This window comes from Stenotrophomonas sp. PFBMAA-4, assembly GCF_030053215.1.
Lineage (GTDB): Bacteria > Pseudomonadota > Gammaproteobacteria > Xanthomonadales > Xanthomonadaceae > Stenotrophomonas.
Window position 1 is genome coordinate 40,070 of the sequence record NZ_JASGBW010000027.1, and the last position, 23,764, is coordinate 63,833.

General features: G+C 70.0%; 18 protein-coding genes. 8 read left to right on the forward strand and 10 right to left on the reverse strand.

Annotated elements, in window-relative coordinates; translation table 11 throughout:
- Window positions 1-26: 26 nt before the first annotated feature.
- Complete coding sequence (gene gltB, locus QMZ26_RS16020) at window positions 27-4,481, reverse strand: glutamate synthase large subunit (RefSeq protein WP_283222027.1); 4,455 nt, start codon at window positions 4,479-4,481, stop codon at window positions 27-29.
- Window positions 4,482-4,654: 173 nt separating this feature from the next.
- Entirely contained in the window at window positions 4,655-5,044 is a 390-nt protein-coding gene (locus QMZ26_RS16025) for an I78 family peptidase inhibitor (RefSeq protein ID WP_079225454.1), read from the reverse strand.
- Window positions 5,045-5,160: 116 nt separating this feature from the next.
- Here QMZ26_RS16025 and QMZ26_RS16030 point away from each other — a divergent pair, with 116 nt between their 5' ends.
- Complete coding sequence (locus tag QMZ26_RS16030) at window positions 5,161-6,213, forward strand: DNA topoisomerase IB (RefSeq protein WP_283222028.1); 1,053 nt, start codon at window positions 5,161-5,163, stop codon at window positions 6,211-6,213.
- A 33-nt stretch (window positions 6,214-6,246) separates the two neighbouring features.
- Here the strand turns inward: QMZ26_RS16030 and QMZ26_RS16035 are convergent, their stop codons facing one another.
- The gene (locus QMZ26_RS16035) at window positions 6,247-6,591 is read right to left on the reverse strand and encodes a hypothetical protein (protein ID WP_079224598.1); all 345 of its coding nucleotides are present in this window, start codon (window positions 6,589-6,591) and stop codon (window positions 6,247-6,249) included.
- A gap of 196 nt (window positions 6,592-6,787) precedes the next feature.
- Here QMZ26_RS16035 and QMZ26_RS16040 point away from each other — a divergent pair, with 196 nt between their 5' ends.
- The 5 genes from QMZ26_RS16040 to QMZ26_RS16060 all read left to right on the forward strand — a co-directional run bounded on the left by QMZ26_RS16040 (window position 6,788) and on the right by QMZ26_RS16060 (window position 12,307).
- Complete coding sequence (locus QMZ26_RS16040; protein ID WP_283222029.1) at window positions 6,788-7,894, forward strand: SDR family oxidoreductase; 1,107 nt, start codon at window positions 6,788-6,790, stop codon at window positions 7,892-7,894.
- A gap of 67 nt (window positions 7,895-7,961) precedes the next feature.
- The gene (locus QMZ26_RS16045) at window positions 7,962-8,375 is read left to right on the forward strand and encodes a hypothetical protein (protein WP_283222030.1); all 414 of its coding nucleotides are present in this window, start codon (window positions 7,962-7,964) and stop codon (window positions 8,373-8,375) included.
- 221 nt (window positions 8,376-8,596) lie between these two features.
- Window positions 8,597-9,721: a DUF6624 domain-containing protein gene (locus tag QMZ26_RS16050; protein ID WP_283222031.1), complete on the forward strand. Its 1,125-nt coding sequence runs from the start codon at window positions 8,597-8,599 to the stop codon at window positions 9,719-9,721.
- A gap of 261 nt (window positions 9,722-9,982) precedes the next feature.
- Window positions 9,983-10,369 (forward strand): BlaI/MecI/CopY family transcriptional regulator, encoded by a 387-nt coding sequence (locus QMZ26_RS16055; protein ID WP_079224605.1) that lies wholly within the window; start codon window positions 9,983-9,985, stop codon window positions 10,367-10,369.
- Window positions 10,370-10,372: 3 nt separating this feature from the next.
- Entirely contained in the window at window positions 10,373-12,307 is a 1,935-nt protein-coding gene (locus QMZ26_RS16060) for a M56 family metallopeptidase (RefSeq protein ID WP_283222032.1), read from the forward strand.
- A gap of 68 nt (window positions 12,308-12,375) precedes the next feature.
- Here the strand turns inward: QMZ26_RS16060 and QMZ26_RS16065 are convergent, their stop codons facing one another.
- From QMZ26_RS16065 to QMZ26_RS16075, 3 genes are all read right to left on the reverse strand, one after another.
- Window positions 12,376-12,699: an I78 family peptidase inhibitor gene (locus QMZ26_RS16065; protein WP_079224609.1), complete on the reverse strand. Its 324-nt coding sequence runs from the start codon at window positions 12,697-12,699 to the stop codon at window positions 12,376-12,378.
- An 84-nt stretch (window positions 12,700-12,783) separates the two neighbouring features.
- Complete coding sequence (locus QMZ26_RS16070) at window positions 12,784-13,812, reverse strand: ribonuclease H-like domain-containing protein (protein WP_283222033.1); 1,029 nt, start codon at window positions 13,810-13,812, stop codon at window positions 12,784-12,786.
- Window positions 13,809-16,298: a DEAD/DEAH box helicase gene (locus tag QMZ26_RS16075; RefSeq protein ID WP_200734117.1), complete on the reverse strand. Its 2,490-nt coding sequence runs from the start codon at window positions 16,296-16,298 to the stop codon at window positions 13,809-13,811. Before QMZ26_RS16075 ends, QMZ26_RS16070 begins: the two co-directional genes overlap by 4 nt.
- 197 nt (window positions 16,299-16,495) lie before the next feature.
- On the opposite strand from QMZ26_RS16075, the gene QMZ26_RS16080 reads away from it, so the two are divergent.
- Window positions 16,496-16,978 carry a hypothetical protein gene (locus tag QMZ26_RS16080; RefSeq protein WP_200734116.1) on the forward strand — a complete coding sequence of 161 codons (483 nt, stop codon included), beginning with the start codon at window positions 16,496-16,498 and terminating at the stop codon, window positions 16,976-16,978.
- A 37-nt stretch (window positions 16,979-17,015) separates the two neighbouring features.
- Entirely contained in the window at window positions 17,016-17,690 is a 675-nt protein-coding gene (locus tag QMZ26_RS16085) for a hypothetical protein (protein ID WP_283222034.1), read from the forward strand.
- A gap of 94 nt (window positions 17,691-17,784) precedes the next feature.
- On the opposite strand, the gene QMZ26_RS16090 is transcribed toward QMZ26_RS16085, so the two are convergent.
- Genes QMZ26_RS16090 through QMZ26_RS16105 form a run of 4 tightly spaced genes read right to left on the reverse strand, consistent with a single transcriptional unit; the run spans window position 17,785 to window position 23,763 of the window.
- Window positions 17,785-19,593 (reverse strand): hypothetical protein, encoded by a 1,809-nt coding sequence (locus tag QMZ26_RS16090; RefSeq protein WP_283222035.1) that lies wholly within the window; start codon window positions 19,591-19,593, stop codon window positions 17,785-17,787.
- On the reverse strand, window positions 19,590-21,755 hold the full coding sequence (locus tag QMZ26_RS16095) for a hypothetical protein (RefSeq protein WP_283222036.1): 2,166 nt from the start codon (window positions 21,753-21,755) through the stop codon (window positions 19,590-19,592). Before QMZ26_RS16095 ends, QMZ26_RS16090 begins: the two co-directional genes overlap by 4 nt.
- Window positions 21,752-22,870: a BatA domain-containing protein gene (locus QMZ26_RS16100; protein ID WP_283222037.1), complete on the reverse strand. Its 1,119-nt coding sequence runs from the start codon at window positions 22,868-22,870 to the stop codon at window positions 21,752-21,754. The genes QMZ26_RS16095 and QMZ26_RS16100 overlap by 4 nt, the downstream gene beginning before the upstream one ends.
- Window positions 22,867-23,763: a DUF58 domain-containing protein gene (locus QMZ26_RS16105; RefSeq protein WP_283222038.1), complete on the reverse strand. Its 897-nt coding sequence runs from the start codon at window positions 23,761-23,763 to the stop codon at window positions 22,867-22,869. The genes QMZ26_RS16100 and QMZ26_RS16105 overlap by 4 nt, the downstream gene beginning before the upstream one ends.
- Window position 23,764 lies beyond the last annotated feature (1 nt).

Genomic DNA, 23,764 nt, shown 5'->3' on the forward strand with positions numbered 1-23,764 from the left:
CCAGCGGCCGGCACTACCGGGCGGAATCACGCGGCGCGTCGCAGGGTTTCAGTCAGCGACTCGATGCTGGCGGCCTTGGGTTTGACCAGCCAGAACTTGCCGATGTAATCGCGGAACTCGTCTAGGATCTGCTGCGCCCAGATGCTGCCGGTCAGCTCGCGGTGGCGGCCGATCAGGCGGTGCAGGTGCTGGCGGTAGTTCTCGAAGCCCTCGGCCGACACGCGGTGGATGTCGATCAGCTCGTGGTTGTAGCGGTCGACGAAATCGCGATCCACGTCCAGCACGTAGGCCAGGCCACCGGTGAAGCCGGCGCCGAAGTTCAGGCCGACCTTGCCCAGCACCAGCACCACGCCGTCGGTCATGTACTCGCAGCAGTGGTCACCGGCACCTTCCACCACCGCCAGCGCGCCGGAGTTGCGCACCGCAAAGCGCTCGCCCGCGCGGCCGGCGGCAAACAGCTCGCCACCGGTGGCGCCGTACAGGCAGGTGTTGCCGATGATGGCGGTGCTGCGGGCCTCGAAGCGCGCGCCACGCGGCGGGCGCACCACCAGGCGGCCACCGGCCATGCCCTTGCCGACGTAGTCGTTGGCTTCGCCTTCCACTTCCAGGTGCAGGCCGCCGACGTTGAAGGCACCGAAACTCTGCCCGGCGCTGCCGCGGAAGCGCAGTTCCAGCGGTGCCTCGGCCATGCCCTGGTTGCCATGCGCTCGGGCCACGGCACCGGCCAGGCGGGTGCCGATGCTGCGGTCGGTGTTGTGGATCAGGAAGCGGTGTTCGCCGCCCTGCTTGTGTTCGATGGCCGCGGCCAGCAGGCCATCCATCTGCGTGGCCAGGCTGTCCGGCGATTCGTACAGGCGCTGCGCGGCGCAGTGGCTGCCTTCGTAACGGGTATCGGCCAGCAGGCGCGACAGGTCCACGCGCACGCCATCGCGCGGCGCCGCCTCGATCTGCCGCAGCAGGTCGGTACGGCCGACGATCTCCTCCAGCGAACGCGCGCCCAGGTAGGACAGCCAGCCGCGCACTTCCTCGGCCAGCAGGCGGAAGAAGTTCTCCACGCGTTCGGGCTGGCCGGTGAAGTGGTTCTCGCGCAGGCGGTCGTCCTGGGTGGCCACGCCGGTGGCGCAGTTGTTGAGGTGGCAGATGCGCAGGTACTTGCAGCCCAGCACGATCATCGGCGCGGTGCCGAAGCCGAAGCTGTCCGCGCCCAGCAGCGCGGCCTTGACCACGTCCAGGCCGGTCTTCAGGCCGCCATCGGTCTGCAGCAGGGTGCGCCCGCGCAGGTCGTTGGCCAGCAGCGCCTGGTGCGCTTCGGCCACGCCCAGTTCCCACGGCACGCCGGCATAGCGGATCGAGCTGACCGGCGAAGCACCGGTGCCGCCGTCATGGCCGGAAATGGTGATCAGGTCCGCACCGGCCTTGACCACGCCGGCGGCAATCGTGCCGACGCCGGCATGGCTGACCAGCTTCACCGACACCAGCGCGGTCGGGTTGACCTGCTTCAGGTCGTAGATCAGCTGCGCGAGGTCTTCGATGGAGTAGATGTCGTGGTGCGGCGGCGGCGAGATCAGGCCGATGCCCGGCTTGGCATAGCGCAGGCGAGCGATCAGTTCGTTGACCTTGTGGCCGGGCAGCTGGCCGCCTTCGCCGGGCTTGGCGCCTTGGGCGACCTTGATCTGCAGCACCTCTGCGTTCACCAGGTACTCGGCGGTGACGCCGAATCGGCCCGAGGCCACCTGCTTGATCTTGCTGCGGCGCTGCGTGCCGTAGCGCGCGGGGTCTTCGCCACCTTCGCCGGAATTGCTGCGGCCGCCGAGGCGGTTCATGGCGATGGCCAGCGCTTCATGCGCTTCCGGCGACAGCGCGCCGAGGCTGATGGCGGCGGTGTCGAAGCGCGGGAACAGTTCGCTGGCCGGGGCCACCTCGTCCAGCGGTACCGGCGTGCCCGCCGGCACCAGTTCCAGCAGGTCGCGCAGCGCCGACGGCGGCCGTGCATGCACGGCATCGCAGTACTGCTGCCACGCACGCGGGTCACCGCTGCGCGCCGCGCGCTGCAGGGTGGTCACCACGTCCGGGTTGTACATGTGGTACTCGCCGCCGTGCACGTACTTCAGCAGGCCGCCGACATCCACGCCCTGCTGCGCGTCCCAGGCCTGCGCGCACAGCTCGCGCGCATCGGCATCCAGGCGCGCGAAACCGGCGCCACCGATGCGCGAAGCGGTATCGGGGAAGCACAGGTCGACCACCTCCGGTTCCAGGCCGATGATCTCGAACAGCTGCGCGCCGCGGTAGCTGGCCACGGTACAGATGCCCATCTTCGAGATGATCTTCGACAGGCCCTTGTAGACGCCCTTGCGGTAGCGGCGGCCGATCTGCGACTGCTCGCCGCCCTTGCTGAGCTTGAGGATGCCGCGGCGGCCCAGGTCGAACAGGGTCTGGTAGGCCAGGTACGGGTACACCGCCGTGGCACCGAAGCCGAGCAGGCAGGCCATGTGGTGCGGGTCGCGCGCGGTGCCGGTCTCGACGATCAGGTTGACGTCGCAGCGCAGGCCCAGGTGCGAGAGGTGGTGGTGGATGGCGCTGGTGGCCAGCAGGGCGTGCACCATCGGCCGCCCGGCCACCGGGTAGCGGTCGGACAGCAGCAGCATCACCATGCCCTCGCGGGCGGCCTGTTCGGCCTCGGCGCAGATGCGCTCGATGCCGGCGCGCAGGCCTTCGTCCTCGCTGTAGGACAGGTCGAGCAGGCGGTTGGCCTGCACGTACTGGTCCATCTTCAGCAGCTGGCGCAGCTTGCGCTGGCTCAGCACCGGCGAGTTGAGGATGACGTGGTTCACCGTCTCCGGGCCGGCGTGGAAGATGTTGGTCTCCTTGCCGAGCTGGGTGGACAGGGACATCGCGCAGTCTTCGCGCAGCGGGTCGATCGGCGGGTTGGTGACCTGCGCGAAGGCCTGGCGGAAGTAGTCGTACAGCGGGCGGCTGCGCTGGCTGAGCACGGCCATCGCCGTGTCATCGCCCATCGAGCCGGTGGCTTCCTGCTCGGTCTCGGCCAGCGGCCGCAGCACCTGTTCCACTTCCTCGCTGCTGAGCTGGTACAGCTTGTGGTAGCTGCGCAGGGTGCCCTCGTCGAAGGGCTCCTCCACCAGCGAGGGATCGATCAGTTCGGTCTGCAGGTAGGTGACGCCCTGCTGCAGCCACTGCTTGTACGGCGCGCGGCCGCGGTTGATGCGGTCGATGGCTTCCGAATCGAGCAGGTCGCCGCGCTTGAGGTCGATGGCGATCATCTCGCCCGGGCCGAGCTTGCCCTTGCGCACCACGCGCTCGGTCGGCACTTCCCACACGCCCGCCTCGGAGGCGACCAGGAAGTGGCGGTCGGCGGTCAGCATCCAGCGCGCCGGGCGCAGGCCGTTGCGGTCCAGCGTACACACCGCATAGCGGCTGTCGCAGGCGACGATGCCGGCCGGGCCGTCCCACGGCTCGCTGTTCAGGCCATGGAATTCGTAGAACGCGGCCAGGTCCGGGTCCTTGAACTCCAGCGACTGGGTCGCCGGCGGCACCAGGATGCGCAGCGCCTGGATCAGTTCCATGCCACCGGACACCATCAGTTCCAGCATGTTGTCCAGGCTCTGCGAATCCGAGCCGTGCATGGAGATGACCGGATCGAACTCGGCGATGTCGAAGCGCGGGGTCTTCCACACCTTGCTGCGCGCCTGCGCCCAGCGCCGGTTGCCTTCGATGGTGTTGATCTCGCCGTTGTGGGCGAGCATGCGGAACGGATGCGCCAGCGGCCAGCGCGGCAGCGTGTTGGTGGAAAAGCGCTGGTGGAACACGATGGCGCTGGAGGCCAGTTCGCGGCGCTGCAGGTCCGGGAAGAAGCGGCTCAGCTTGTCCGGCAGCACCATGCCCTTGTAGCTGATCGCATTGGGGCTGAGGGTGGTGACGTAGTAATCGGCATGCTCGCGCAGCTGCTGTTCGCTGCGGCGGCGGGCCAGGAACAGCGCCAGCGCGAAGCCGCCGTCATCCTGGCCGACACCGGCGTCGACGAACACCTGTTCAATGCGCGGCAGCGTGTCGCGGGCCAGCTGGCCGCAGACGCTGTCATCGGTGGGCACCTCGCGCCAGCCCGCGACCTTGCAGCCCACCGCTTCGACCTGCGCCTGCAGCTGCGTGCGGCAGACCTGGGCGGCGTCGGCGTCGTGCGGCAGGAACACCAGGCCGGCGGCGAAGCGCGCACCCACGGTGATGCCGGCTTCGCTGGCCAGCAGTTTCAGGAAGGCGTCGGGGCGGCGCAGCAGCAGGCCGCAGCCATCGCCGGTCAGGCCGTCGGCGGCGACGCCGCCACGGTGGGTCATGCGCGAAAGCGCGGCGATGGCGGTGTCGACCAGTAGGCGCGAGGGCTGGTCGTCAAGCTGCGCGACCATGCCGAATCCACAGGCATCGCGCTCGGAGCGCGGGTCGTAAAGCCCTTGGCGGTTGCGGGGGGCCATCTCTACCTCGATGCGTAATGAAATGAGCAGGGACACTCGTGCCCGCCCAATCCCTGGAGCGCATCATGAGGCCACCGGATGCCTCGACTAGATCACAGTTGCTGCAACGCCGCAATACACGGTTGCGCGTGCAACCAAAACGCCGGCAAACCCTTGCCGGCGTTGGCTTTCACTCAACCGCAGCGGGCGCCGCTGACCAGGCCCTTTTCGTCCACTTCGATGTTCAGGCGATCGCCCAGGAACTCCATCGTGGCTACGTCGCTGGGCTTGAGCACGCGCACCTGGCTGGCGGCGGCATCTTCCTGGGCCTGCTTGCCCAGCGCGTCGGTGTAGGCCTGGCCGACCAGGCTCTGCACCTGGCTGGCATCGCAGTTGCCGGCCGGCGGTGCTTCGGTGGCCTTGCCGGCTTCATCGGCCGGGGCCTTGGCGGCTTCGGCGGCCTGCTGGGCATGGGCGGTGGCCGAATCCTGCTCATCCAGCGCGGGCGCCTGGCAGGCGGACAACGCCAGCACGGCCGGCAGCAGCAGGGCGGAGAGCGAACGGGCGCGAATCTGGAACGGCATCATGACTCCGGAACGGAAGGGACTGTGAAGACCCGAGCATAGCCGCCCGTGGCCCCTCACGTGTTTGTCTTGCGTTATTGACGTGGCCACGCCGCGCCGATCGCCACACTGGCGGCATGCCTCCTGCCCCCACCCCCGAACGACAGGCCGCGCGCGCGGCGGGCCTGCGCTATGTCGATGACACCCAGCCCGGCATCAGCCGGCGCCGCGCAGGCAAGGGCTTTGCCTACCGCGATGCCGATGGCCACGCCGTGCGCGATGCCGCCACCCTGCAGCGCATCCGCGCGCTGGCCATCCCGCCGGCCTACACCGCCGTGTGGATCTGCACCCATGCCAACGGCCACCTGCAGGCCACCGGGCGCGATGCGCGCGGGCGCAAGCAGTACCGCTACCACGCCGACTGGGCGGCAGTGCGCGACTCAGGCAAGTTCGACCGCACCATCGCTTTCGGCGAAGCACTGCCCGCCCTGCGGCGCAGGCTCAGCCGCGATCTCAAGCTGCGTGGTTTCCCCCGCGAGAAGGTGCTGGCGGTGGTGGTCGCGCTGCTGGCCGACACCTTGGTGCGGGTGGGCAATGAAACCTATGCCAAGGAAAACAAATCCTTTGGCCTGACCACGCTGCGCAACCGCCACCTGGACCTGCTGCGCGGTGGCCGCGTGCGCATGCGCTTCCGCGGCAAATCCGGGCAGCTGCACGAGGTGACCGTGGGCGACCGCCGGCTCGGTACGCTGGTGCGCGGCGTGCAGCAGCTGCCCGGGCAGGCGCTGTTCCAGTACCGCGACGACGAGGGTGTCATCCAGCCGGTCGATTCCGGTGCGGTCAATGACTACCTGCGCGAGGTGATGGGCGAGGATTTCACCGCCAAGGACTTCCGTACCTGGGGCGGCACCCTGGCGGCGGTGCAGACCTTCGCCGCCACCGAGCTGCCGGAGCCGGCCAGCCAGCGCGCGCTGGCCAAGGCGCAGCGCGAGGTGGTGTGCCAGGTGGCCGCGCGGCTGGGCAACACGCCGGCGGTCTGCCGCAAGGCCTACATCGACCCCTGCGTGTTTGCGGGCTGGGAACGCGGTGAGCTCGCTTCGCTGGCGGGCCTGCGCGGCCCGCGGCAATGGGAGCAGGCGACCCTGAAGGTGCTGCGCCGGGCACGGCGGCTGGCCAAGCGCAGCGCCTGAGCGCTGCGTAGCGTCGCGTTTGCGCGACGGCGCTTACCCGCAATAGATGGCAGTGATGTTGTTGGTGCGGCCGGTTTCGATGGTCAGGCGATCACCGCCCTCGACGGCCGCGCCTGCGGCAGGGTCAGCGCTGCCACTGGCGGTATTGCCGCTGCGCTCGCGGCTGCCGCGGGTGACCTGCACGTGCAGGCTGTCGCTGTCCACGCGCGCCCGCTCGACGGTCATCGCCGAAGCAGCCAGGCCCACCGCGCCGCGCACCATGTTGGTGTGGCACTGGCCGGAAATCACGCCATCGATCGGCTGGATCTGGGCAACCGGACTGCTGCTGCAGGCGGCAAGGGCAAAGCAGACGGCGGCGGTGGCAATCGCATGTTTCATCGGGGCATTCCTCGTGTCTTGGCCTGAAGAGTGCGACGACACGCGTGGTGGCGGAATGAATGCCATGCACGCGGTGGACACGGTGCGCTCACCGTCACCGACCACGCGGGCAGGGACACTGCACGAGCGGCGCACGCCGCCCCCGGTAGTGCCGGCCGCTGGCCGGCGACCCCATCCCCCTCCCGAGGAGACCTGCATGGCCACCACCAAGAAGACCCCCGCCCGCCGCAAGGCGTCGCCCAAGGTGCGCAAAGGCAGCACCGCCACCACGAAGGTCGCCGACCCCGATCGCCCGCGCGTGGTGAAGACCGCCACCCGCAAGGCCGCCGCCAGCGACCCGCGCGCGGCCCGGGTGGCCTCGCGGCAACGGCGCCTGCAGGACCAGGAGAAGGCCAAGGACGCACGCGCCATCAGGAAGGCGACGAAGAAGACCGCCACCCGGGCGGGTGCGCGCCGGCAGCCGGAAACGATGCCGGCCCAGCACCTGGCCAAGCCCGGCCATGAGCATGCATTGGAACTGGCGCCGCGCTTCCTTGCCCCGGATTACGTCGGCAGCGGCAAACTGCAGGGCATGCGCGCGATCATCACCGGCGGTGATTCCGGCATCGGCCGCGCCGTGGCCGTGCTGTTCGCCCGCGAAGGCGCCGATGTCGCCGTGCTGCATCTGGATGAAGCGGAGGATGCGGACATCACCCGCCAGCACGTGGAGCGCGAAGGCGGGCGCTGCGTGGTGATTGCCGGCGACGTGCGCGATCCGCGCTTCTGCAACAAGGCGGTAAAACAGGTGGCCAAGGCGTTCGGTGGCATCGACATCCTGGTCAACAACGCGGCATTCCAGCTGCATTGCGAGCGCCTGGAAGACCTGGAAGACGCGCACCTGCAGGAAACCCTGCAGACCAACATCGGCGGCTACATCCAGATGGCGCGGGCAGTGCTGCCGCATCTGGGCGAGGGCGCCAGCATCATCAACACCGGCTCGGAAACCGGCCTGTTTGGCAGCAAGGCCCTCATCGACTACTCGGCCACCAAGGGCGCCATCCATGCTTTCACCAAGGCGCTGGCCAGCCAGCTGCTGCCGCGTGGCATCCGGGTGAACTGCGTGGCCCCGGGGCCGGTGTGGACGCCGCTGAATCCTGCCGACAAGCAGGCCGACGACGTGGCTGAGTTCGGCAAGGACAGCGACATGGGCCGCCCCGCGCAGCCGGAAGAACTGTCACCGGCCTATGTGTTCCTGGCCTCGCCCGCATGCGCCAGCTACATCAGCGGTGCGATCCTGCCAGTGATGGGCGGTCCACGGGGTTGAGCCGGCGGTAGTGCCGGCCGCTGGCCGGCAGCTATCCTCGGGCACGCGAACAGAGGATGGGGTGGGCATGGACGGCACCGTTGAATACCTGTGGCTGCCGCCGGGCGCGATACCGCCCGAACGGGCCTGCTCCCCTTTCCGCGCCATTGTGGCGGTCGAAGCCGCCGTGGAGGCGGACTGGCAGGCGCAGGTGAGCGACTGGCTGGTGCGCAGCGGTTGCCGCTACATGATGGCCTGGGGCATCGAGTGCAGCGGTTGGGATGATGCGGTGGACATGGCATCGCTGGAGGGCGAGGGTGCCGACTTCGTGATGACCACCTGGCATGACCGCGACACCCTGGCGGAGGTGTTCGCGTTCTGCGCCATTGCCCAGCACCCTACGCTGGCGCTGCCGCACACACTGGTGCTGCATGTGGCCGGGGTGGCCGACCGGGCGCGCGTGCTTGCAGGTGTTCAGGGCGCTGTTCTAGCAGGTGCATAGAGATCGGCGATGCGCGGAATGAACCGCTGCGGGTTGGCACCGTCCGCTGCCATCAAGCTGCACGTTCGGCGCGTGGGAACGGCATACTCGGCCCACCGGGCGGAAACGCCACATGGCAGATCACAACGGAGCTCGCATTCAATGGAATTGAACGGAACGAGAAAATTCTTCCATGGCCCAGTCAGGTTGGACGCGGCAGCTCCCAATGCAGGCCCTGCACGATGATCAGCCTCGGCAGACCCTTCAGTCGCTTGGCCAGTGTCCTTGCGCTGCTGCTGGCCTTCGCACCCTTCTGCACGGCAGCAAGCGCTTTTGACATCGGCCTTGATGGAAAAAGCCCTTACCCGGAGCAATCCCGCGACCAGATACTGGAGCTCCAGAGAAACTCGGATGGCCGATCGCTGCGCCGCGATGAACTGGATGCATTCAAGGCGGTGCTGGTCCAGCAGGGCTGGCCCACCTATCGCACCTCGGGCCCAGCCCTGATTGATGCTGCCGGAAAATTGCTGGAGCGCTCCGGTCTGGACTTCGAATTCCAGGAATACATGCTTCGCGTTCTTGATCAGCAAGTCGGCGACGACATCCGTCCTGCAATCTATGCACGGCTTGCTGATCGCATCCACGCCTCCCACGATTCCAGCCAACTCTACGGCACCCTGCAGCAGCGGCTCGATGGTGTGTCTACGGTCGATCCGCCAATAGCCTCCTTGGGCTCCCTGCTGTTCTTCCGTGATTTCTATGGTCTTCCCAGCCTGGAGGAGGAACTGGCCTCGGGCGGCATCGACTACGAAGCGACCTTGTCACAGCCACCGGCGACGTACACCCGGCCCGACATCCGGACGCTGCTCGGTGAGCTGATCCAGCCCGATCAGTCCTTGCGGACAGCCCTGAGCGCTGCGCGCAGCACGGGCGATTCAGCAAAGGTCGAGCGGCTCAAGGAGGAGATCGCTGCCTCCGATCGAGAAGGCCTGCGCAGGATCAAACAGGTATTCGAAGACGTAGGCTTTCCGACGCGGGACATGGTGGGCATTGATGGTGTCTCCACGGCCTTCCTCCTGGTCCAGCACGCGGATGAGGATCCAGCGTTCCAGAAGCGTGCGCTGGAACTGGCCACGCCCTTGATGACGTCACGCGGGATGTCGCGTCGTCAGTACGCCATGTTGGCTGATCGTGTGTCCTTGGCCGCCGGCGAGCCGCAACGCTACGGCACGCAGATGACCCTCCAGAACGGTAAGTACGTGCTGCAGCCAACGTCCGATATTGAAGGCTTGGACAAGCGTCGCTTGCAGATGGCACTGGGCCCCTATCAGGCGATGCTTGATAGCGCCAACGCCGAGCGGCCGTGAATGGCTTCTGGACGATGTTTCCACCGTTTGAGGCTCGCCCGTTGCAGATTCCTGGGGCCGATCAACACCGTGGTTCTGATGAAATGCTCATTCATCTTGAGGATCTGAAGTAGTCCCTCGGATGTGGGCTTCACGACGTGGGGAGCGCGCCAATGGCGGTGGCTGGCCCCCTACCGTTCGTCGGCCCATGACTTCCGGGGGATTGACTACAACTGTCGTCACGCAGACAGTGACGACACGTGTAGTCAAGGGAGTGGTGTCATGCGTGGCAAGACCATCGGGGACCAGGAGCTGGCCCTGCTGCAGTACATCGATGAACATGCGCCGGCCAGCGTCGGCGAGGTCGCCAGTGGCTACGGCGAGGCCCGCGGGCTGGCCCGTTCCACCGTGCTGACGATGATGGAGCGGCTGCGCGCCAAGGGGTATCTTCAGCGCGAGCAGCAGGAAGGCGTCTACCGCTACCAGGCCACCCGTGGCCCGGACAGCGTGCTGCAGGGCGCCGTGGCCCAGTTCGTCGACAACACCCTGCAGGGTTCGGTGTCGCCGTTCGTGGCCTACCTGTCGCAACGCCAGGAAGTCAGTGACAACGAGCTGGCCGAACTGGAAGCACTGGTCGCCCAACTCCAATCGCGTCGCCACGAGGGCTGAGCCATGGACACTACGATGCTGATTCCGATGTTGGAGCGCCTGGGCTGGACCAGCCTGCAGACCGTGCTGCTGGTGGCCCTGGTGTACGGCCTCTGCCGCGCCTTGCCCTCGCTGTCGGCCAGCACCCGCTGCCGCCTGTGGTGGCTGGTGTCGCTGCAGGCGGTGCTAGGCCTGTTCTGGAGCCAGCCGCTGCAGCTGGCCTGGCTGCCGGCGCCGCAGGCGGTGGCAATGAGCGCCACCGACCTGGCCGCCGATGCGATCCATCCCATGGCGCCGGAACTCTCGGCGAACCTGCTGGCCACCGCGCCGATCGACCAGGCCCACGACATCGCCGCGTCGATCGGCAGCGGCGTATCGCCGATGGCCTGGTGGGCGATGGCGCTGGCCGCGCTGTGGCTGTCCGGCGTGCTGGTGATGGCGTGGCGCACCTTCGGTGAGTGGCGCCAGTGCCGTGCGCTGCTGGCCGCCTCGCACCCCTGCGAAGACGCTGCCCTGGTACAGGCGCTGCAGCTGGCTGCCGATGCCCACGGCCTCCGCCGCGCACCGCGCCTGTGGATGAGCGAACAGGTGGACGCGCCGCAGCTGGTGGGTCCGCTGCGCCCGGTGCTGCTGCTGCCGGCCGGTGCCAATGCCCTGCAGGGCGATGCGCTGGATCTGGCGCTGACCCACGAGCTGCAGCACATGCAGCGCCGTGACCTGCAGTGGGGCCTGCTGCCCGCACTGGCCCAGCACCTGTTCTTCTTCCATCCGCTGCTGCGCCTGGCCGTGCGCGAATACGCCCAGGCCCGCGAAGAAGCGGTGGATGCGGCGGTGGTCGGCCAGCACGGTGCCAGCCGCCATGCCTATGGCCGCCTGCTGCTGCAGCTGGGCGTGGCACCGCAGCCGCACCTGGGCGTGGCCAGTGCCGCGCCGAGCACCACCAGCCTGAAGCGCCGCCTGATGAGCCTGCAGCCGCGCCGTGCCTGCCCGCGCATCCTCGCCATCGGCCTGACCGCGCTGGTGGTTGCGGTGGGCGTGGCGCCGATGCGCCTGGTGGCTGCCCCGGCTCCGCCTGCGCCGCCGGCACCGCCGAAGGTGGTCCCTGCACCGCCCGCACCGCCGGCCGCGCCCGCTGTGCCGGCCAACGGGGTCCATCTGGTGATGCCCAAGCCGCCGGCACCGCCCGCCGCGCCGTCCGTCCCCGCCGCGCCGTCTGCGCCGTCTGCACCGCCCGCGCCTCCGGCACCGCCTGCCGAGGATGACGACAGCTACACCACGGTGGGCGAGCTGCACCTGGGCAACGATCTGGAACGTGGCCACGTGCTGATCGATCACGGCCGCAGCTATGCCAGTGCGACGATCGATGACATCCAGCAGGCCCGCCGTGATGTCGGCCGCGATGGCCCGGTGCTGTGGTTCCGCGAAGGCAACAAGCGTTATGCCGTGCGTGATCCGGCCCTGATCCAGCCGCTGCAGCGCGTCTATGCGCAATCGGCCGAACTGGGCCGCCAGCAGGGCCAGCTCGGCCGCGAGCAGGGGGTATTGGGGCGCCAGCAGGGTGAGCTGGGCCGCAAGCAGGCCGTGCATGCCCGGGAAATCAGCCGTGTGGCGACCCAGGTGGCAAGCAGGGCGGTGCGCGAGAGCGACATCAACCGCCAGGGCGCAGCGGAGGCCGCGAGGGCGGCGCGTGGTGCGGTGGATGACGCCGCGATTGCCCGCCAGGCCGCGGCCGAGGCGCGTCTTGCGATGCGTGAAGTGCAGGCGGTGCAGGACGCACACAGCCACGACATCAGCGAACTGGCCAACCAGCAGGCCCAGCTGGGCCTGCGCCAGGCCGCGCTGGGCAGCCAGCAGGCCGAACTGGGTGAACGCCAGGCGCAGCTGCAGGCGCAGGCGTCGGCACAGGCGAAGCAGGTGATCGCCCGCGCGATGGCCAGCGGCAAGGCCCAGCAGCTCTGACGGGTAAATGCCGGCCAGCGGCCGGCACTACCAGGAGGCGGGGTAGTGCCGGCCGCTGGCCGGCAACATCAACCGCAGCTGGCGCGCTCGATCCGGTTCTGCTCGTCCACGCGCACGGTGACCCGGTCCTGGCGGAAATCCATCGTCACCGCCATGCCCGGCTTCACCACGCGTGCGTTGCGCGCGCCGCTGTCGGCCACCAGCTTCTTGATCGTGGCCTCGTCGGCCGTCTTGCCGGTGAAGGCCTCCAGTGCCTCCGGACGGCATTCGTGCGGGCCTTCGGCGCCCTTGGCCGGCAGGGTGCCGGTGTCGGCGGTGCTGTTGGCACCGGCATGGCTGCAGGCCGCGAGCGGCAGGATGCTGGCCAGCAGCAACAGGGTTGTACGGCGCATGGGCACGGCTCCGGTGAAGGGACAGCGGGCAGTGTCGCCGCTGCGCGTGTCAGCGGTGTCAACGCCGCCTGAACCCGCGGGCGCTCAGGGCTGCACCAGCGCCAGCGTCTCGCGCTCGCGCTGTTCCTCGCGGATCAGCCGCTGCAGCAGCAGGGCCAGGGTCACCACGTCCTGGTGGTTGTGGTCGGCCACGCGGCGCAGGTTCACTGCATCGCCGCCGCGCAGGTAGCGCAGCCACGCCGCGGGTGCTTCCGAACCGGGCAGGTCATCCTCGCGCACCACGCGCAGCAGCTGGCGCTCGATGGTGGACAGCCTGCAGTTCTCCCAGCTGCCGCGATAACGGCGGCGGGTGGGATAGAGCAGGTCGACGTGATCCAGCGCGGTGATCGGATCGCGCTGCCGGGCCAGCCGATAACGCGCCTTCAGCAGCGGCGCATCGTAGCTGCGGCCGTTGTAGCTGCAGAACACGGTGGAGGGCTGCAGCCAGCTGGCAAAGGTGGCCAGCATCGCGTCTTCCGCCGCCATGGTGGACATCAGCAGCTGGCGGATGCGCAGGCCCTCGCCGCGCTGCGGGCAGGCATGCCAGTCGGCCGCGCCGATCATGAAGGCGCGGGTGCCGGTGCCACCGGCCAGGCCGGTGGTTTCGGTATCGAAGAACAGCAGGTCGCGTGCGGCCACGTGCTCGCCCTCGCGGCGCGCGAAATCCAGTGACAGCGGCTGCGGGGGAATCGCCTGCGGCTGCAGCGATTCGATCAGGAACAGGCCCGGTGCGATTTCTTCGCCGGGCAGCTGCCGGTCCTGCGCGCTGGCCCGTGCCGGGGCGGCGGTGCCGCGCGTGCGCAGGCCCAGCAGGCGATGCAGGCCGCCCACTTCCGGGCGCCGCAGCGGTGCCGGTGCCGCGGCCGTCGCAGGTGCCGCCGTGCCGGTCGGCTTGTGGCGGATCTCCTGCTCGACCCACGCAAACACCGAGCGCTCGGCGGCGGGCTGCCGCGCGTCGTTGGCGGCTACCGGAGCAGGCGCCGTGGGCGGCGGCTCGGGCGCGGCGGGGGCGCTCGCCTTCGGGTCGCCGGCCTGCTTCCGCAGCAGGCGCAGCTTGTCCAGGCTCAGGCTCACGGTGCCAGCAGCTCCATCGGGTCGCGCGGGGTCACCACCACGTCGCGTACGTGCTGGCAGGCTTCGGCGTCAAACAGGTCGAGCACGCGCAGCGCCAGCGCACGCGGCGAGGTTTCATCTTCTTCCTGCGCGGCCAGCACGGGGCCGACGCAGGCCGGGCAGCCGGCCTTGCAGTCGCAGCGCTGCACCAGTTCGCGCGCGCGCTGCACCAGCTCGGCCTGGCGCTGCCACAAGGGTTCGCTGAGGCCGACGCCGCCGGGGAAGTTGTCGTACAGGTACACCGTCGGCACGAACTCCTGCAGCAGCTCGACGATGCCCGGATCACCCTCGCCGCCGCGCAGCTGGCCGCGACCGGTCTGGTCGGCGATCGCAAACCAGGAACCATCGCCGTTGCCGACCGACTTCTGCAGGTCGCGCGCATCGGCCATCACCGCCACGGTGGCGACGATGTGCAGTGCGTAGGCGGCACCGAGGAAACCATCCAGCGCATCCTGCTTGCTGGCGAACGCGCGCAGCAGCAATGCCTGCGGCAGCTGCCACCACACCGCAGTGGTATGCAGTTCCTGGTCGGGCAGGTTCACCGGGCCGTAGCCGATGTTCTCGTGCGTGTAGTAGCGGATCTTCTTGTAGCCGGCCACGCGGCGCACGACGTGGACTTCGCCATGGTGCGAATCGCCACGGCCAGCCACGCCGCCGTCGAAGCGGTCCAGCACCTTGAGCTTGGTGAAGTCGATGCTGTCGGTGTAGTAGTCCACGTGGGTACGCGTGACGTAGGCCTTGCGGCCTTCCCAGTCCAGCGTTTCCACCTGGTATGGGGTGGACTGCACCATGTGGATCGCGCCCTCGTACAAGGTGAGCGCGGCCGCGGAATAGTCGACCTCGGCGATGATCTGCTGGCGGCCGTCGCTGCGGTCGACCACCACGAAGTTGCCATCGGCCACCGCGCGCAGGCTGACCGCGTTGGCCGGATAGCTGTCGGCGATCCATTCCCAGCGCTCGCCTTCGCGATGGATGACTTCGGTCTCGGCCAGCGCTTCCAGGAACACTTCCGGATCGATCGGGCCGAAGCCATCACCCACCCGGAACGGCAGTTCGAAGGCCGCGCAGCGGATGTGGTCGAACAGGATCAGCGGCTGGTCCGGTGCGATGCGCGCGTGTTCGGGCGAGGCCTCGGCGAAGAAATCCGGATGCCGCACCACGTACTGGTCCAGCGGCTGCGAGCTGGCCACCATCACCCCCAGCGCGGGCTGCTGGCGGCGACCGGCGCGGCCGAAGCGCTGCCAGGTGGCGGCCACGCTGCCGGGGTAGCCGTTGAGGATCACCACGTCCAGGCTGCCGATGTCCACGCCCAGTTCCAGCGCCGAGGTGCTGACGATGCCGTCGATGTTGCCCGCGCGCATCGCACGCTCGGTCTCGCGGCGTTCGGTGGGCAGGTAACCGCCGCGGTAGGCGCGGATGCGCGGCGGCTTGCGCGGATCGTGGTCGAAGATGTCCTTCAGGTACTTGGTCAGCACTTCCACCATCAGCCGGGTCTGCGCGAACACCAGCGTCTTCAGCCCGGACTTGATCGCGATGCGGGCGATGCGGTTGCTCTGTGATCGCGCCGAGGCACGCAGGCCCAGGTCCGGGTTGATCACCGGCGGGTTCCACAGCAGCACCTGCTTGGGCCCGCTGGGCGCGCCGGATTCGGTGATGGCGGTGACCGGCGCCTCGATCAGTGCTTCGGCATGCGCCTGCGGGTTGCCGATGGTGGCCGAGCACAGGATGAACTGCGGTTGCACGCCGTAGAACGCGCAGATGCGCTTGAGCCGGCGCAGCACGTTGGTGACGTGGCTGCCGAACACGCCGCGGTAGGTGTGCACTTCGTCGATGACGATGTAGCGCAGGTTCTCGAAGAACTGCGCCCACTTGGTGTGGTGGGGCAGGATGGCCTGGTGCAGCATGTCCGGGTTGGAGACCACGATGTCGCCGTGCAGGCGGATGGCCTGGCGGGCATCGCCCGGCGTGTCGCCATCGAAGGTGAAGGCCTTCACGCCGAGGTCGCCGGCGCGGTTGAGCTCCAGCAGCTCGGCCACCTGGTCCTGGGCCAGCGCCTTGGTCGGGAACAGGTACAGCGCCTTGGCCTTGTCCTGCATGGCCGCGCTGACCACCGGCAGGGTGTAGCACAGCGACTTGCCGCTGGCGGTGGGGGTGACGATGGCCACGTGCTCGCCGCGCTGGCTGGCCTCCCACGCTTCAGCCTGGTGGCTGTAGAGCTGCTCGATGCCGCGTGCCTTCAGTGCTGCAGCCAGGGCCGGCGGCACCGAACCGGGCAGCGGCGCATAGCGGCCCTCGCGGCCGGGAATGGCGAAGCTGCCGGTGATGCGATCGTGGTAGCGGCGCTGCAGGCGCGCACTGAGCAGGGCGCCATCGCGGGCGGGCAGGCCGTCGCGGGTGGCGAGCTTCTGCTCGGCGTCGGCAGTGCGCTTGGCGAGTTCGTAGGCCATGGAAGGTGAAGCCGGGACGGTTTGCGAGGGGTCACATGGCACCACAGATGGGTCTCAGGGTGTGAGACCGCGTGCCGGGATGCAGTGAACCATTCAGTGCGGCGGCACGACACCGCTGGCTGAATGCCGGCAGCGCAGGCAACGAAATCTGAAGCCGTGATGCGTATCCTCGAGGATTGCACGCAACAGGCAGGGCGATGGCTGTGGCACGACGGGAACTGCAGGGAGCACTTCTGGCCGGCATGATGCTGGCCGCCACGGCGCAGGCGCAGCAGGCCACGCCGGTGGTCGAGCCCGCTGCGCAATCGCCGTTGCCTGCGCCGCCGCAGGGCGATGTCACCACCCTCGGCGAAGTGCGCGCGATCAAGCCCGAAGATGACGAGCCGCTGGATCTGTACCGCTTCAAGAACCCGGTGAAGTTCGGTGACAACCGCTTCAGCCGCGACTGGAGCGAGCCGCCGTCGCCCGAACAGGTGAGCATGGGCGGTGGCTACATCATGATGGGCGTGGTGAAAGGCCTGACTGCCGCTGGCAAAGGCCTGAACAAGCTGACCGGTGGCCCGGACCAGATCCAGTCCGCCATTGCACGGCCACCGCCGGAACTGACCGCCGAGCAGCAGCGCCGTGCACAGCAGTTCTGCGAGCAGCAGGAAGGCTGCGATCCCCCGGCCGGGAAGTAGGCGCTATCCTGCCGCCTTTCCTTCCGAGGCTGCCTGGATGCTGCTGCGCTCCCTTCTCCTGCTTGCCACGCTGAGCCCGCTGGCTGCGGCGGCCAGCGACCTGGCCGACGGTGGCTCCTGCCGCAACGGCCTGTTCCCGTCCGCGCAGTCTGGTTTCGCGCTGGCCAGGGTGGTGGGCACGCAGCGCCTGTACCTGCTGGGCGACATGGACGGCTGCCCGGCCAAGGGCGAACCGGCCTGCCGCCAGCGCAGCTACGTGGTGAGCGGCGATACCGTGGTGACCGGCCGTGACCTGGGCGCGTACCGCTGCGCGTTCTATCCGAACAAGGTGGGCGGCAGCGCCGGTTGGGTCGACCGCAGCAAGCTGCAGCCGTTGCCGGTGGCAACGCCGTCGCTGCAGGACTGGGCCGGTGACTGGAAGGATGGCGACAACGGCCTGCGCATCTCGGTGCGTGGCGGCCAGCTGCATGTCGAAGGTGATGCCTACTGGCCCTCGGCCAACCCCACGCCGGAACAGCGGCCGTATGGCCCGAACATGGGCCAGGTGGAAGCGCAGGCGACGCCGCGTGGCAGCCAGGTGGATTTCGTCGAGGACAGCTGCACGGTGCACGCCCAGATACTGGGCGACGTACTGGTGGTGTCCGACGACAGCGAATGCGGTGGCATGAACGTGCGGTTCGACGGCGTGTACCGGCGTACCGGGGCGCGGTGAGGGATGGGGTCAGAGCCCTTTCGCGTGCGAAAGGGATCCGACCCCGCCGGGATCAGTAGATCCACGCCATGCGTGGATGCTTCATGGGTGGGGCTCAGCGTCGCCGCTCCAGCCACCACAGCAGCGACACGCACAGCACGAACGCCAGCCACCACGGCCAGCGCGGGCCCGGCACCGGCTGCGTCGCCGCAGCACCCGCAGGCGTGGCCGTTGCCAGCGCCTGCGTGGTTGCATCGATCATCGCCTGCCGATGCAGCAGCGCTGCCTCATTCGCGTCGAACACATAGCGCCAGACGGTCGCCTCGCCATGCTGCAGGCGTTGCCAACCTGCGGCACGCGGCCACCAGCCGGCGCAGCGCAGCGACGCTGTTGCGCCATCGACCACCAGCGGCACGCCCGCGCCCTTCGCATCGAACGCCTGCAGCGGCGCCTGCACGCCGCACAGGGCCTGCCGCTCTCCGGCCCAGGCAATCGCCTGCGCTGACCACAGTGCATCCGCGCTGGCCTGCGCGCGTGCCAGCGTGGCGACCACACCGCTCCAGAGTTCGCCGTGGCGATCATCGCGACCGGCCAGCACCCAGCGCCAGCTGTCGGTGACCGGCAGCAGGCCGATGCGGCCCTTGCCGACGCTGCGCCAGCCACCGAGTGCCCTGCCCGCGCGGTCATGCAGCAGCGCGCTGCCATCGGTGGGCTGCAGTGCCAGCACCTCCAGCGTGGGCAGGGCTGCGCTGTGCGAGCTGCGGTCGGCCGCTTCGCCGTCGGCGCTGGGCAGGGTGGTCGAGCCCAGCGGGCCACGCCGCGCGGCAAGCATCGTGCTCTCACCATCGTCGGGCAGATCGGCCACGTGGCTGCTGCCATCGCCCTGCACCGGCAGACCGAGATCGCGCAGGCGCTGGCGCGCGCTGGCCGAGGGTGCACCGGCGCTGCGCACCAGCACACCAAGGCCATCGCGCAGTGCCTGGCGCACTGCAGCCAGCTGGCCCGCGCTCAAACCTGCCAGGCTGCGTTCGTCCAGCAGCAGCAGATCGCTGCGCGCCAGCGCGGCGGCATCCAGCGGCACCGCGCCATCGCCCACGCTGAGGCCCGCGCCGGTGTCGGCCTGCACCTGCACGCGCAGGCCGGCATCGGTGGCCCAGCGGCGCAGGTACTTCAGTTCCGGCCCGGGCGCGCTGGCACGCACCAGCAGGCGCAATGGTGCCGCCGACAGCGTCTGTTGCGGCACCGGCACGCTGTCCAGCACGTGCGACTGCGCGTCGAGCAGGCGCAGATGGAACACGCTGCGGCCCGGCGCGCGGGCGATGCCACTGAGCTGCACGCGGCCATCGGCGGCCAGGTCCGCGCGATCAACCACGGTGTCGGCCGGGTCCAGCAGTTCGGCGCGGCCAGCGCTGATGCCGTGCGCCTGCGCGTGCACCTCGAAGCGCGCACCGGGCGCTGCGTCGGCCGGCGCCTGCAGCGCAATCCAGCCGCGCGGCGCAGGCGGCGCCTGCCACTGCACGTGCGCCGGCAGCACGGTGTCGCGGTCACGCGCGGCCAGGCCGGCGCCGACCAGGGTCAGCGTGGAGGCCGGGTGCTGGCGCAGCGCTGTGGCCAGATCAGGTACGCGCTGGCCGCCCGGCACATCCGCCGCTTCCGGCAACAGCAGCAGCGGGCCATCACTGGCCGGCAATGCGCCGGCAGCGGTGGCGTCGGCAGTGAGCACGACCAGGCCGCCCGCCGGCTGCTGCTGACTGGGTGGCTGCAGGCAGAAATACAGCAGCACCGCGGCGATGGCCTGCACGCCCAGCCGAACCGCGCGGCGGCCGCGATGTGCAGTGGGCGCGCGCAGCTGCAGCACGCTGGCGATGACGACGATCGCCGCCAGGGCCATGGCCAGCCACAGGTTCAATGCAGCGGCGTTCATGGCTGTGCCTCCAGCGCATCGAGGTAGCGCTGGCCCATCGCATCGGTGGCCGTGCGCCGCATCACCTGCGGCAGCGGCCGCTGCAGGGCGCGCCACAGCTGCGCGCGCAGGCGCTGGCGGCAGTCGCTGCAGTCCGGTTCGATGCGCAGCTGTTCGATGGCGGCAGCCAGGTCGAGGGCGTCGGGCAGGAAGGCGGCGTTGCGCTGCTGCCAAGTCGCCAAAGCGTCCAGGTCGGGCGTGCCGTCACCGTCGCCCAGCCGCTGCCAGGCCTCGACGATGGCCGGGTCCGGCGCTGTGCGTGCGGCCAGCGGCAGCTCGCGGCTGGCCAGTCCCGTGCGGTCGCCGCCGAGGCGGCGGCCTTCGTCGATGGGCGGCAGCTCGGGGCCGACGCGGGCCAGGTAGATGCGCTCGGCCTGCTGCACCTGCTTGATGAAGCCCAGCGCCTTGTGGGCGAACGGCAGCGCCTGCTCGGGCCGGCCCTGGCGCAGCTCGCCTTCGGCCGACCACATCTGGTCCAGCGCGGCCTTCAGGGTGGCGCGGGTCTGCGGGTCGAGCAGGGTGGCGGCCTCGGCGTGGTCGTGGGTGTGGCCGTACTCGGACAGCACGTCGGTGGCGCTGCCGAACACCGGCGGCGTGCCGGCATTGCCGGCGGTGCTGCCGTGGTCGTGGCCATGTGCATCATGGCCATCATCCTGCGTGTGCTGATGTTCGTCGTCGTGATCGTGCGAATCGGCTGCGGGCGTATCGCTGGTGGGCAGGTCGCTGGTCGGCGGCGGCTTTGGCGCGCCCTCGCTTTCTTCGCCCAGGAACTGGCCGTAGCGCAGGCGCAGGATGCGCTGGTCGACGCCGATCGCATCGCTGCGCTTGATGAAGTCATCGGCGGCCAGGCTGCGGCGTTGGCGGATCAGCGCTTCGGCATCGATGATGATCTGCCGCTGGCTGCGGAAATACGCCGGCAGGGTCTTCTTGATACGGCCTTCCAGCTCGGCACCGAGCGCGACTTCGGTGGTCGGCAGGCGCAGGATCACGCTGCTGCTGCGCCCGGTCTGCGCGCTGGGGGCGTGGTTGTCGCGCACTTCCAGCTGGGCGATCACATCGTTGCCGGGCTGCGCGCCCAGCGCTGCCAGGTCGAGCGTGTGGGCGAAGCGTCGCGTGGTGGGCTCGCCGCTGCCGGTGAGGGTGACGCTGCGCTGGACGAAGGTGATGTTCTCGCCGCTGCCCTGGGTGGTGGTGATCGACAGCGTTGCCTGCGCGGCCACGCCGTAGTCATCGCTGCCTTCGAAGCGCAGCGCCCACTGCCGCTGCCCGGGCGTGCCCAGCACCAGGCTGGCGGCCGGCTCCAGCACGCGCACGCTGGGCGCGCGGTCGGCCACCACATCCAGCCGGTACAGGCGGGTGCTGGCCAGCGCCGGCTCGCTCACCACGCGGTACAGCACCGGCGTGCGGGCCACGTCCTGCGCCTGCCATTGGCCATCGTGCTCGCGCAGCGGCAGCCGGCGACCATCGTGGAACTGCAGCCAGGCGCTGCTGGGCGCACGGTCGAACCGCAGTGACCACGACAGCCGGCTGTCCGCAGCCACCTTGGCATCCAGCGCGTTCTGGGTGCGGGTGGCCTGCCCGGTGTAGGCCGGTGCATCGATCTGCAGGCGGGTTGATTGCAGCTGCAGCGGGCCGGCGGCCGCAGTGGGCGCCGTTGCCGTGGCACTGCCGCCTGCAGGCATGCCCGTGCTGCGCGGCCAGCCCAGTGCGAGCAGGGCGATGGCCAGGCCGCCGGCCCAGCACAGCGCCAGTGCGACGCGCGGCCAGCGCGGCCGCAGGTCTGGCATGGTGCGTTCCAGCGTGGCCAGCACATGCGCGCGCTGGCGCTGCTGCAACGGGTTGAGGCGGGCGACATCGGCGAACAGTAGATCGGCGCTGTCCTCGCTGCGGCCGCTGCCGTCGAGCTGGCGCTGCAGCCAGCGCGGGTCCATCTGCCGCGCCCGCGCCACCGCCACGCCCGCGCAGGCAAGCAGGGCCAGCGTGGCGACCATGCAGGCGGCATCGAAGCCGGCCAGCCGCAGGGCCAGCGCGGTGGCGGCCAGCGCCCACGGCAGCCCGAGCAGCAGGGTGATGCTGGCGCGGCGGCACCGTGCGCGTTGCCAGGTGCGTTGCAGCGAGGTCATGCCGGCCTCCGCGCGCTGCGGCTGGCCATCCCGCGTTCCAGCGCGAACAGCAGCACGATGGCCATCAACAGCCAGGGCGTGGGTTCACTCGGTGCAGCAGCGCTGGCGGGCAGGACCGCCTGCTGCGGTGCCTGGTCCTGCGCATCGGCCACGCGCGCGGGCGGCGGCGGTTGCAGGGCCATCAACAGGGACTGCGGCAAACGTGCATCACGCAGCGCGGCGTTGTGGGTGGCGTCCCACTCGCCGGGCAGCGACAGCAGGCGGCCCTGGCCGACGCGCTGCTGCCACAGCAGCGGCGCGCCCTCTGCGGTGCGCAGGCGCACGCTGGCACCCTGCGCAGGTGCGGCCGCGGTGAGGACGCTGCCGCCGTCGCGCAGCCAGGCCTGCCAGGCAGACGGCAATGCACCGGTACCGCTCCACACCGCAATCTCGCCGCGTGCGGGCAGCGTATCGGCAGGCAGCGCGGCGGGTGCAGGCTGGGTGCTCCACGCACGCTGCAGGGTGCTGATCCATTGCCGCGCGCTGGCCGGTGCTTCGGCATGCACGCGCAGGCGTGGCGGGGCCACGGTGGCCTGTGTGCTGGCGGAGGCCGCAGGGTGCGGCTGCCAGTGCACGGGTCGCGACAGCTGCAGGCGCGCACCATCCAGGCCCGGCAGCGGGTCGGGCACATGCACGGTCAGCGCGGTGCCGGTGGGCAGTTGCGCGTCCAGCTCGCGCAGCAGGCTGGCCAGCGGCACGGACACGCCGGGCGCCGGCTGGTCGACGGACGGGAAGCCGGGCGCCAGCCAGTGCCAGTGGCCTACTTCGCTGCTGCCGCGCAGTGCGCGGGCATCCAGGCCGGGGGCCACCACCGTCCACGCGCCGGGGGGCGGTGCGCTGCCGGTCAGCGCCGGGCGCGCCAGCAGCAGCGCCAGTGCAGCCAGCAACAGCAGGCGTACCAGCAGCAGTGGCCAATCATCGAAACGGATGCGCTGGCGCGGGCGGATCTGCGCGCGCAGCCAGCGCAGTGCGGCGAAATCCAGCGGCGTATACGGATGGCGCCGCGCCAGGTGGATCAGCAGTGGCAGCAGCCATGCGGCCAGCGCCGCCAGGCCCAGCGGGAACAGCAGGGTCATGCACCGCCCCCGCGGCCGAACACCACCTGCAGTGGCTGGTCCAACGGCTGGTCGAGCCAACCGGTGGCGCTGGCGATGCCGCTGGCCTGCAGGCGCGACTGCAGGGCGCTGTGTGCGGCAGCGAAGCGCAGCAGGTAGTCGGCGCGGATCGCGGCGCCATCGCCCAGCAGTTCCTCGCCGGTTTCCGGATCGCGGAAGCGGTGGCCGGCATCGAACGGGAAATCACGCTCGTCGGCGCCCAGCACCTGCAGCAGCATCACCTCGCGGCGTGCGCTGGCCAGCTGTTCCAGCAGCACGATGCTGGCCTCATCAAAGCCATCGCCGATGGCCAGCAGCAGATCGCCGGGGCGAACGCGCTCCCACAGCGGGCGCAGGCGGTCGGCCGCCGGCCAGCCACCGCGCGCCTGCAGGGCATGCAGCTGCAGGTGCACACGATCACGCTGGCGTGCGCCGTTGCCGGCCGGTACCAGCTGCAGGCCATCGCCGTTGACCGCCAGCAGGCCGAAGCGATCACCCTGCTGCAGGGCCAGTTCGACCACGCAGGCGGCGAGCCCGCGCATGTGGCACAGGCGGGTGCGCTGCGGCGCCGCGCGGTCGGCCTGGCCGGCCGAAGCGGTGGCGTCCAGCAGCAGCCAGACGGTGATCGGGCTCTCGCGTTCGGATTCGCGCACGAAGAAGCGGTCCGAGCGGGCGTACAGCTTCCAGTCGATCTGGCGCAGTTCGTCACCCGGCTCGTAAGCGCGGTACTGCGCGAACTCCAGGCCGGCACCGCGGCTGCGGCTGGCGTGCTGGCCGATGCCGCGTGCACCACTGGCCAGGCGCGGCCGCAGCCGCAGCGTGCGCAGGCGCGCGCGCAGTTCCGGTGGCAGGGTCAGCGGCGTGCCGGTGCTCACG